This is a genomic window from Pseudomonas batumici (genome assembly GCF_000820515.1).
Classification (GTDB): Bacteria; Pseudomonadota; Gammaproteobacteria; order Pseudomonadales; family Pseudomonadaceae; genus Aquipseudomonas; species Aquipseudomonas batumici.
On sequence record NZ_JXDG01000032.1, the window covers coordinates 94014 to 106441 of the forward strand.

At 64.9% G+C, this 12428-nt stretch carries 1 protein-coding gene; it reads right to left on the reverse strand.

Annotated features, from left to right (window positions below; translation table 11 throughout):
* Positions 1 to 37: 37 nt before the first annotated feature.
* Positions 38 to 12428 (reverse strand): amino acid adenylation domain-containing protein (locus UCMB321_RS12320; protein ID WP_157015937.1); only part of this gene is annotated, 12391 nt, incomplete at its 5' end.

Sequence of the window (12428 nt, forward strand, 5' to 3'; positions counted from 1 at the left end):
ACCCGACGGACCCGCCGCCGGGCTTGAAGAAACCGCGTTATTGGTGGGATCGCCACCAACTCGCCAGATGCTGCACATGGGGCGCCTTGAGAATGGTGAAATGGTTGCCCGGCCCACGCCAGACGCTGAGATCCGGTGCACAACGGCGCCAACCGGCGACCATCGACTGCTGCTCGCGCTGGTTGCCCGCCGCGTCCAGCACCGGGTCGTCGGCCAACACCAGGCGAACCGGCCCGGTGTAGATCGACGACGGTTGATAACGGGTACGCAAGGCCGTACCGAAGGCCCGTGCTGGCCCACGCATCGAGTCAGCCGCCGAACGCTGCGGCAACAACCCGGCCCGCACCATCCCGGCATGCAGCAAGCGCAGCTGGCCGGCGTCGTCCTGCGCCGCGAAGGCGGCCTGGTCGACCTCCATCGACTTGCCGGCAGCCAGTTGCATGGTCTCGATCAGGCGCTCCAACACGCCCATCGCCGTATAAGGTTTACCCACCACGCCGTTGCCCCCCGGCGACTCGCTGTCGATCAAGGTCAGCGAAGCCACTTCGCGACCGCGGGCCGTCAGGCGCAAGGCCATTTCGAAGACTACCCAGCCGCCGAAGGAGTGACCGAGCAGATGCACCGGCCCTTCGGGATGAACGCTGTCGATCGCCTGCAGATAGGCCTCGGCGGCGGTCTCCACCAGGCTGTACGGCACCGTACGACCATCCAGCCCGCGCGGTTGCAGACCATGGATCGGCCAGTGCGGACCGAACGCATCGGTCAGGCCGATAAAGCCCGTGACACTGTCGCCGGCCCCCGGGACGCAGAACACCGGCGTGTGATCGCCGCGTCCGCCCTGGATCGTCAGCAACGGCTGGTGGGCAACGCGGGTCGGCAAGGGACGACCGGCCAGACCGGCCAACGCCGTATTGATCGCCTGCCCAAGACCTTCGATATGCGGCGCCTGCATCAGGCTCCGGTGATCACCCGGCACCTTGATGCTGTGCAACTGGCTCAGCGGCAGCACCTCGTCCCAACCCAGGTAGCCGCTGTGGGCCAGTGCGTCATGGGCCCGCTCGCTGGCGGTGAACAGATGCACCGGCACGCTGTTGGCGTACACCGTGTAATGAGCCTGGGCGTGACCGTGGGCGACTTCGCGATCCAGGTACTGCCAAAGATCGAGGGTCCCGGAGACATCGAGTTCCGGTGGCATCACGCCCTGTTCGCGGCAGCGTTGTAGCAGACCCTCGAAATCGAAGGACTGGAGTTCTGCACGCAGCCCTTCAAGCAGCGCCAGGGGATTCGCACCCTCGGCGTGGCCAGTCCAGAACCGCTCGCAGTGCTCCAGCAGATGCTGTTTGTGCGCGCTGTCCGGATTCCAGCGGGCCCGGCCCTGATCCACCAGGCGTGGCAGATAGGTGTCGATCAGGCCGACGAACTCCACTTCCTCGTCGAGGCCAACCAGCTGGATGGCGATCTCATAGGCCAGCACCCCGCCGAACGACCAGCCGGCCAGACGATAAGGCCCTTGCGGCTGGACCTTGCGCATCAGGTTCAGCAAACGGGTCGCCAGGCATTCCATGGTCTGCAACTGCGTCTGCCCGAGAGCCACGCCAGGCAGGCCGTAGACTGGGATATCGCTGTCGATATGCTGCCCCAGGGTCGGGAAGTACAGGTCCAGGCCGGTGAACTCGTGGACCAGGAACAACGGACGCTGGCTCCCCGTGGTGCGCACCGGCACCAGTTGCTCGTCCGAGCGGGCCTCGGCCGTGCGGTTCTCCAGCAGCGCAGCCAACGCGGCGACACTGGTGTGTTGGAACAGCTCGGCCAACGACACCGGCAACCCGGCCAGGGCCAGTTGGCTGACCAGCCGTACCGCCAGCAGAGAATGACCGCCCAGGGCGAAGAAACTGTCATGACGCCCGATCCGTTCCAGGTCGAGCACCTCGGCCCAGACCTGCGCCAGACGATGCTCCAGATCGCCGTGCGGCGCCTCGAAAGCGTGGGTGGCGAACCGCTCCGCCTCCGGTGCCGGCAGTGCCCGCACATCGACCTTGCCGTTGAGCGTCAGGGGCAAGGCATCCAGGCGCATGCAGATACCCGGGACCATGTATTCCGGCAAGTCGGCGGCCAGTTGCGCCCGCAGGGCTTCGGACTCCGGTGCTTCGCCGTCGGGTTGCACGGTGTAATAAGCCACCAGGTACTTGTCGCCCGGGCTGTCCTCGCGCGCCACCACCACGGCGTTGCGCACCCCGGCGCAGTGATGCAGGCAGGTTTCGATTTCCCCCAATTCCACGCGGAAACCACGGATCTTCACCTGGCCATCGTTGCGCGCCAGATACTCGAGGTTGCCGTCCGGCAGCCAGCGCGCCAGGTCACCGGTGCGATAGAGCCGGCCGCCGAGATGCTCGGTGAACGGGTCGTCGCTGAAGCGTTCGGCGGTCAGTTCCGGCCGGTTCAGGTACCCCAGCGCCACTCCGGCGCCGCCGATATACATCTCGCCGACCACGCCCACCGGTACCGGCTCGCGCCGGGCGTTGAGCACATAGATGCGCACGTTGGCGTTGGGCTGGCCGATCGGCAGGCCGAGGGTACCCGGCAGCACGTCGAACACCTCGTACCGGCTGGCGCAGGTGGTGGCCTCGGTCGGCCCGTAGCCGTTGAACAGGCGCACTGCTGACGAATGCTCGCGCACCCGTCGGAACGACGCCGGATCAGCCCGCTCACCGCCGCACATCACCATGCGCAAGCGCGCCAGTGCGGCCGGAATCAACCCTGCATACAAGTTGAACAACGCGGTGGAGATGATCAGCACCGTCACCTCGTTGCGCCCCAGCAACTCGGCGAAGGCCTGGGGCTCAAGCAGCACCTGATGCTCGACAATCACCGACTGCCCACCATTGAGCAAAGCCCCCCAGATTTCCGGACTGCTGGCATCGAACGCCGGGTTGGAGGAGAAGGCCACGCGATCCTCGGGGGAGAAATCGTAGTAGCCATTGTCCTGGACCAGGCGTGCGAGACCGTTGTGGCTGACGATCACGCCCTTGGGCTGACCGGTGGAACCGGAGGTGTAGATGATGCAGGCCGGCGTCTCGGCAAGGGTGTTGTCCTCAAGTGCGGGCGGCGCCTGGTTCACCGACAGCGTTGCGGGTTCCAGGATGTCCAGGTTCAACCGTGGCGTGCCTTCGGGGGCCGACAGGTCGCTGCGGGTCAGCAGCACCGTTGCCTCGCTGTCCTCGAGCATGAAGCGAATGCGGTCCTCGGGGGCCAGGCGATCCAGCGCCAGGTAAGCGGCGCCGCACTTGAGGGTCGCCAACAGACTCGCCAGCAGGTCAATCGAACGATCCAGCAGGATCGCCACCCGGGTACCCGGCACCACGCCCTGCTCGCGCAGGCAGTGGGCCAGGGCATTGGCGCGGATATCGAGCTCGCCGTAGCTCACGCTCAACTCGCCCTGACGGGCCGCGATTGCCTGTGGCCGCGCCGCCGCGTGGGCCTCGAACAGCTGGTGAATCAGTTGGCCGTGGGGATAGGCACGTTCGGTCCGGTTGAAGTCGAGCAACAGTTGCCGACGTTCCGCCAGCGGCAGGATCGACAGATCGTGCAACGGCATTTCCGGCGTGCGTTCCAGCGCTTCCACCAGGTTGTCCAGCGCCGCATGCATGTAGCCACAGATGCGTTGGGCACCGATTTCAGCCACCACTTGCGCGGTCAGCACAAAGGCTTCGCCGAGGTCATCGATACTCAGGGACAGTGGGTAGTTGGTCCACTCATCGCCCCCCAGGCTCTCGATCCCGCTCCACGCCGTCACGGCTTGGCTGTCGAGCTGCCCGCCGCTGTGCCGGTAGTTGAGCAAGGCGCTGAACAGCGGCGCCGGAGCGGCCACGCCGCTGCAACGTTGGGCCAGGGCCAGGGAAGCATGTTCGTGGCCGAGCAAGGCGCTGAGGCGGGCATGGGTCGCCCGGACACCAGCCCGGGCACCCTGTGCGCCGACCTCGATGCGCAGCGGCAAGGTGTTGATGAACATTCCCAACGCCCGATCAGCACCCTCGCCGCCCTGCATCCGTCCCATCAACACGGTGCCGAACACCACATCCTCGCGACCGCTGAGCGCACCGACCACCTGCGCCCAGGCCAGGTGATGCAGACTGGCGACGCTGACGCCGAGCTGCCGTGCAGACTGGCGCAAGCGCAGGCTCAGGGTGTCCTCGACCACCAGGTGGGCCTGGTCGATGGCGCTGCCGTCACCCTGCACATCGGCCAAGCCGAATGGCAGGGTCGACTCGTCGACATCGCCGAGCATGTCGCGGAAAAAGCTTTCGTGAGCCGCCTGACTGACACCCAGGCGGGCCTGGGCCACGTAGTTGCGATACGGCACCGCCGCACCCAGTTGCGCCTGCTGCCCCAGCAGATAGGCCTGCATCTCGTGGCGCACCACGTCCAGCGCGGTGTGGTCGAGAGCCATGTGATGGAACAGGAGCAAGGCGACCCAGCGCTGCTGAGCGGCGTCGTAGGCGCAGGCCAGGCGCAGCAACGGTGCCTGACGCACATCGAGCCGGTAGTGCAACGGATCGAAATGGCCACGCAACTGGCTGGCGATATCACCGGCCTCAGGCGCAAAGGTCAATTCCTCCAGCACCATCGGCGCCCGACGCAGCACCACTTGCAGCGGCTCGTCCAGGCCCTCCCACAACACGGCGGTGCGCAGGATATCGTGGCGGCCGATCACGCCCTCGAAGGCGTCGACAAAGGCCAGCAGCCGTGCGCGGTCTTCCAGGTAGAACAACGCCTGCTGCACATAGGGGTCGCCCTGCTCCGCAGCCAGGTGGTGATAAAGAATCCCCTCCTGCAACGGTGCCAGCGGGTAGATGTCCTGAATATTCGCCGCGCCGCCTGGCACTGCTGCCACCACCCGATCGATCTGCGCCTGGGTCAGGCTGACCAGTGGCAACAGGTCCGGGGTGATGTGCTCACAGTGTTCGGGGATCAGGTTGGCCGGTACCACGATTTCCGTGCTGCCGCCCACCGCCGCCGCCAGCGCCGACAAGCTCGGTTGGCCGAACAGCACCCGTACATCGGCGCTCAGGCCGACCTGGCGCATACGTTCGATCAACGTCACGGCCAATAGCGAGTGACCGCCGAGTTCGAAGAAGTTGTCATGTCGCCCTACACGCTCGACCTTGAGCAACTCGGCCCACAATTGCGCCAGCACGGTTTCGGTTTCGCCTTGCGGGGCTTCGTATTCACGGCTGATCAGTGCCGCGCCATCCGGGGCCGGCAGCGCTTTGCGGTCCAGTTTGCCGTTAGGCGTCAGTGGCAGAACATCAAGCTGCACGTAAGCCGCCGGAACCATGTACTCCGGCAGTGCGCCTTGCAGATGACCGCGCAGGCTTTCGATCTCCAGCACCGTTTCAGGCTGCTGCGCCGAGAAATAGGCCACCAGGCGTTTTTCACCCGGGTTGTCTTCCCGTGCCAAGACCACGCTTTCCTTGACCCCAGGGTAAGCGGCCAGACGCGCTTCGATTTCGCCCAGTTCGATACGGAAACCACGGATCTTCACCTGGTCGTCGTTACGGCCCAGGTATTCCACCGTACCATCCGGCAGGTAGCGACCCAGGTCGCCAGTACGGTACATGCGGCCGGTGTTAAACGGATCGTCGAGGAAACGCTCGGCGCTCAGTTCAGGACGGTTCAGGTAACCGCGGGCCACCTGCACACCACCGATATACAGCTCGCCGGCCACACCTAGCGGTACCGGCTGACGGTTGGCGTCCAGCAGGTAGATCCGCGTATTGGCCACTGGCTTGCCGATCGGCGTGTTGTCCGGGGTTTCTTCCAGCGGCCCGGCACAATCCCAGGCCGTGACGTCTACGGCTGCCTCGGTCGGGCCATACAGGTTGAACAAGCCAACCTCCGGCAGTTGCTGTTTAAAGCGCCGTACCAGATGCCCTGGCAAGGCTTCACCGCTGCACATTACCCGCAGCAAGCCACTGTCCCCGGCCTCGCCATGGGCCAGGAACAAGTCGAGCATCGACGGTACGAAGTGCAAGGTGGTGATGTTCTGCTCACGAATCACTTCGCGCAGGTAGCCCGGGTCACGATGACCACCCGGACGCGCCATCACCAGCCGGGCGCCATTGAACAGCGGCCAGAAGAACTCCCAGACCGAGACGTCGAAGCTGAACGGCGTCTTCTGCAGCACACTGTCCGAAGCGTCGAGACCGTATTCGTCCTGCATCCACAGCAGGCGGTTGACCACGCCACGGTGTTCGTTCATCACGCCTTTCGGCTGGCCGGTCGAACCCGAGGTGTAGATCACGTAAGCCAGATGCTCGGGACGCACCTCGGCCCGCAGCGGATTGCTATCTGGTTGTGCGAGGAAACCTTCGCGCTCGGCATGCTCAGGATCGAGCAACAGCACCGGTACGTTGCTTGCTGGAAGCACCGCACGCAAAGCTTCCTGAGTGAGGACCACCGTCGGGGCGCAGTTCTCCAGCATGTAAGTCAGACGATCAATCGGATAATCCGGATCCAGCGGAACATAAGCCGCGCCAGCCTTGAGAATCCCCATCAGCCCCGCCACCATTTCCAGGCTACGGTCGACACAGATCGCCACCCGGTCATCCGGACCGATGCCCAGGCCGATCAGGCGATGGGCGATACGGTTGGCCTGACGATTGAGCGCGTCATAAGTCAGGCTGCCCTTCTCATCGACGACCGCTACCGCGTCACCACCAGTGGCAACCCGTGCCTCGAACAGGCCATGCAGGGTCAGATCCTGCGGATAGTCGACGGCGGTCGCATTGAAACCTTCCAGCAACTGCCCACGCTGTTCCTCGTCCAGCAATGGAATTTCCGCAATCAGCGCCCGCTCATCGGCCGCCATCCCACGCAACATGGCTTCCAGGTAACCCAGGTAACGCTGCATGGTCGACTCGTCGAACAACGCCGTGGCGTATTCCAGAGTACCGAGCAGACGGTCACCCACCTCGGTCATGTCCAGCAGCACGTCGAATTTGGCCGTGCGACTGGTCACCGCGACGCCTTGCAGGGTCATATCACCGAGCGCCAGATCGACCTCCTCGGTGTTCTGCCAGGACAACATCGCCTGGAAAATCGGGCTATGGGACAGGCTGCGCTGCGGACGAACCACCTCGACCACCTGCTCGAACGGCAAGTCCTGGTTGGCCTGGGCGGCCAGGGTCTGATGCTTGACCTGTTGCAGCAGGGTTTCGACGCTCAGCGTTGCCGAAACGTCGACGCGCACCGCCAGGGTATTGACGAAGAACCCGATCAGGTCCTCCACCTCGGCGCGCAGGCGGTTGGCCGCCGGCGTACCGATCACCACGTCATCCTGGCCGGACAGCCGGCTCAGCACCGCGGCCCAGGCGGCCATGACCGTCATGAACAAAGTGGTGCCCTGACGCTGGCTCAGCGCCTTGAGGCCACGGGTCAGCTCGGCATCGAGGGCCAGGCCCAACAGATGCCCGCTGTAGTCCTGCTGCGCCGGACGTGGCCGGTCGCTCGGCAAGGCCAGCAGGACCGGCGCACCGGCCAGGGCCTGTTGCCAATAGTGCCCTTGCTGTTGCAGCACTTCGCCGCTCAGCCAGTTGCGCTGCCACACCGCATAGTCGGCGTACTGCACCGGCAAGGCCGGCAACGGATCTTCCGCGCCCTGGCGGAAGGCCTCGTAGAGCACACCCAGTTCGCGGGTCAGTACTCCAGCGGACCAGCCATCGGAGATGATGTGGTGCAGGGTCACCAGCAACACATGGTCGTCTTCGGCCATGCGCACCAGACGCCCACGCACCAGCGGTCCACGGACCAGGTCGAAACTCTCGCGAGCCTCTTCGGCGGCGATGGACAGCAGTTCCTCTTCCGCCTCCGCCTGCCCGGCCAACACATGCAATTGCAGGTTGAAGCCGATATCGGCCGGGGCGATACGTTGTTCCGCATCATGCCCCTGCAGTTGCACAAAGGTGGTCCGCAGCGACTCGTGACGAGCGACGATACGATCCAGCGCCCGCTTGAGGGCAATACGATCCAGGGCACCGAGCAAACGCAGCCCGGCTGGAATGTGATAGGCCGAGCTGCCGCCGTCCAGTTGCGCCAGGAACCACAGGCGCTGCTGGGCAAACGACAACGGCAAGACCTGGTCACGGGACACCGGCACGATCGGCGGCTGGCTGCTGCCGGCGGCTTGCGCCAGCACCTGGGCCAATGCCGCCAACTCCGGCTGGGCGAAGATATCCGCCAGGCTCAGCTCGACGCCCAGGCGATGACGCACCTGGGAAATCAAGCGCATGGCCAGCAGCGAGTGCCCACCGAGGTCGAAGAAGTGGTCGTGACGCCCCACCTGTTCCAGGTTCAGCAGGTTCTGCCAGATCTGCGCCAGGGCCGTCTCGGTGGCGCCTTGCGGAGCGACATGCTCGCGACTGGCAAAAGCGTCGTCCGCCGGGGCCGGCAGGGCCTTGCGGTCGAGCTTGCGGTTCGGCGTCAATGGCAAGGCGTCGAGGATCACGAAGGCACCTGGCAGCATGTATTCGGCCAGTTGCGGTGCCAGTTCCGCGCGCAAACCGGCGGCATCCAGGCTCGCTTCAGGCTGGGCGACCACATAGGCCACCAGGCGTTTTTCCCCCGGACGATCTTCCCGGGCGATTACCACCGCCTCCTTGACCCCGGCGCAACTGCCGAGGCGCGACTCGATTTCCCCCAGTTCGATACGGAAACCACGGACCTTGACCTGGAAGTCATTGCGGCCCAGGTACTCGATACGGCCGTCGGCCATGTAGCGCGCCAGGTCGCCGGTCTTGTACATGCGCGCATCGGGCTTGTCGCTGAACGGATCGACGAGGAAGCGCTCGGCGTTGACCTGCTCGAGGTTCAGGTAACCCCGTGCCACGCCGTCACCGCCGATGAAGATCTCCCCGGCCACGCCGTACGGCACTGGCTGTTGGTGAGCGTCGAGCAGGTAGATCCGGGTGTTGGCCATCGGCTTGCCGATGGTCGCGTTGCCGCTGCCCTCGCTGCCGGCCACGGCATCATGGGTGACATAAGCAGCGGTGCAAGACACCGTCGCCTCGGTCGGACCATAGGTGTTGATCAAGCGCGTATGCGCGGGACGTACTTCATCCCAGAGCTTGAGCTTCTGCGCCGACAGCGCATCACCGGTGACGTTGATCAAACGCACATCGGCCAGACGTTGCGCGGCGACCTGTGGCTGGCTGTGCCATTCGGCAGCCAGGGTGTGCCAGTGAGCAGCGGTCATATGCAGGAAGGTCGGGCGAACGCCGTGATCCTGAGAGCCCTCGCTGCCGAAGATCTCCTGGCTCGGCGCCAAGGTGGCACCGGCCAGCAGCGCCGGGAAAATTTCCTCCACCGACAGGTCGAAGTTCAGGGTGTTCTGTTGCAGCACGGTGTCCGCCGGGGTCAAGCCGAACAGGCGTGCGGCGTCGACGCTGTAGTTGACCAGGCCACGGTGTTCGATCATCACCCCTTTTGGATTACCGGTGGAACCGGAGGTGTAGATTACATAGGCCAGGTGGCGCGCACCGAGGTTCGCTGGTTGCGGGTTGTCGTCACGCTCGCTGAGGCCCTGGCGCTGATCGTCGTCAAGCAACACCAGCGGCAGCTCAAGCACCGGCAAACGGCCCTGCAATGCACGCTGGGTCAGCAACGCCGACGGCTTGCTGTCCTCGATCATGTAGGCCAGACGCTCGGCCGGATAGGCCGGGTCCAGCGGCACATAAGCGGCACCGGCCTTGAGCACGCCGAGCAGGCCGACCATCATCTCCACGCCACGTTCGACGCAGATCGCCACCCGATCGTCCGGGCCGATGCCCAGGCCGATCAGGTGATGGGCCAGGCGGTTGGCCTGGCGATTCAGTTCGGCATAACTCAGGCGCTGAGCCTGGAAGGCCACCGCGATGGCGTCCGGTTGCGCGCGGACCTGCTCTTCGAACAATTGATGAATGGTGCTGTCCTGCGGATAAGGTACCTCGGTCGCATTGAGGTCCACCAGCAGGTGCTCGCGCTCGGCGGCATCGAGCAACGGCACCTGTTCCAGCACCTGACGGTCGTCGGCAACCATGGCTTCCAGCAGGCGCTGGAAGTAACCCAGGTAACGAACCATGGTGCTTTCGTCGAACAGCGCCGTGGCGTATTCCAGCGAACCGAGCAGACGGCCTTGGGCCTCGCCCAGGTCCAGCGAAATATCGAACTTGGCCAGGGTATGGCTTGCACCCAGGCCTTCGAGTTGCAGATCACCGAGGGCGAAATCCCCGCCGCCCATGTCCTGCCAGGTCAACATCGCCTGGAAGACCGGGCTGTGGGCCAGGCTGCGCACCGGCTTGATCACTTCCACCACTTGCTCGAACGGCAGGTCCTGATGCGCCTGGGCGCCCAGGGTGGCGGCCTTGACCCGCGCCAACAGCGTCTGGGCCGTCGGTTGCTCGCTGAGATCAACGCGGATCGCCAGGGTATTGACGAACAGGCCGATCAGCCCTTCGACTTCACTGCGCATGCGGTTGGCCACCGGCGAACCGATCACCACGTCGTCCTGTCCGGCCAGGCGGCCCAACAGCGCCGCCCAGGCGGCCATGACGGTCATATACAAGGTGGTGCCGTGACGCTGGCCGAGGGCCTTGAGGCCACGGGTCAGGTTTTCGTCGAAAGCCACCGGCAGAGCGGCGCCGGCATAATCCTGCTGCGCCGGACGGACCCGGTCGGTAGGCAGCATCAACAGTGCCGGCGCCTCCGCCAGGGTCTGCTGCCAGTAGCTGCATTGTTGCTGCAGCAGCTCGCCACTGAGCCAGCGACGCTGCCATACGGCGTAGTCCAGGTATTGGAGTTCCAGCGGTGCGAGCGGATCGTCCTGACCCTGGCTGAACGCCGCATAAAGCGCGGCCAGTTCACGGGTCAGCACGGTCATCGACCAGCCATCGGAGACGATGTGGTGCATGGTCACCAGCAAGACATGGTGGTCCTCGGCCATACGGATCAGACGACCACGAATCAACGGCCCCTGTTCCAGGTCGAAGGCTTGCACGGCCTCCTCGCCGGCCAGGACCTGAAGTTTCTCCTCGGCCGCCGCCAGCCCCTGCAAATCGTGCAGTTGCAGGCTGAAGCCGGCATCCGCCGCCGCAATCCGCTGCGAGGGTTGTTCGTCATCACCGAGGGCAAAGGTCGTGCGCAAGCCTTCGTGGCGCGCGACGATGCGCTCCAGCGCCCGTTGCAGGGCCACGCGGTCGAGGGTGCCACGCAGGCTGAGGCCGGCGGGCATATGGTAGGCCGCACTGGCGCCTTCCATCTGCGCGAGGAACCACAGGCGCTGCTGGGCGAAGGACAACGGCCAGGCCTGATCCCGCGCCACCGGCAGGATCTTCGGCAGGGTGCTGCGCCCGGCCTGGGCAATCACCTGGGCCAGCGCCGTCAGCTCGGGATGGGCAAACAACGACGCCAGGCCCACCTCGACTCCCAGTTGCTGGCGGATTTGCGAAATCAATCGCATCGCCAGTAACGAGTGACCACCCAGCTCGAAGAACTGGTCGTGTCGACCGACCCGGGACAGGCCCAGCAATTCTTGCCAGACCAGGGCCAGGGCAATCTCGATCTCGCCTTCGGGTGCTTCGTAGTCACGGCTGATGACCGCGTCGAGGTCCGGCGCCGGCAGAGCCTTGCGGTCGAGCTTGCCGTTCGGCGTCAGCGGCACGCCACCGAGCTGCACGTAAGCCGCTGGCACCATGTACTCCGGCAGTGCGCCTTGCAGATGGCCACGCAGGCTTTCGATCTCCAGCACGGTTTCCGGTTGCTGCGCAATGACATAAGCCACCAGGCGTTTTTCACCCGGGTTGTCTTCCCGTGCAAGGACCACACTTTCCTTGACCCCTGGGTGAGCGGCCAGGCGGGCTTCGATTTCACCCAGTTCGATCCGGAAACCGCGAATCTTCACCTGCTCGTCGTTACGACCGAAGTATTCCAGGCTGCCGTCGGCCAGCCAGCGGCCGAGGTCACCGGTGCGGTACATGCGGGCATTCGCCTCGGCGCTGAACGGGTTGTCGAGGAAACGCTCGGCACTCAGTTCGGCACGGTTCAAATAACCCCGGGCAACCCCGGCGCCACCGACATAGAGTTCACCGACCACACCCACCGGTACCGGTTCGCGACGGGCATCAAGGACATAGAGCTGCAGGTCGGGAATGCGTTTACCGATCGGGCTGGCGCCCAGGCGTTGAGCGTCTTCGGCCTGCAACGGGTAATAGGTCACATGCACCGTGGTCTCGGTGATGCCGTACATGTTCACCAGTTGCGTGCCGCTATTCAGTTCCCGGGCGTACCAGGGCTTGAGCATCGCCGTGTCCAGCGCTTCACCGCCGAAAATCACCTGGCGCAGGGAATGCGGCTGCCCGTTTTCGCCCTGGGCCTCGATCAGTTGGCGGAACGCGCTC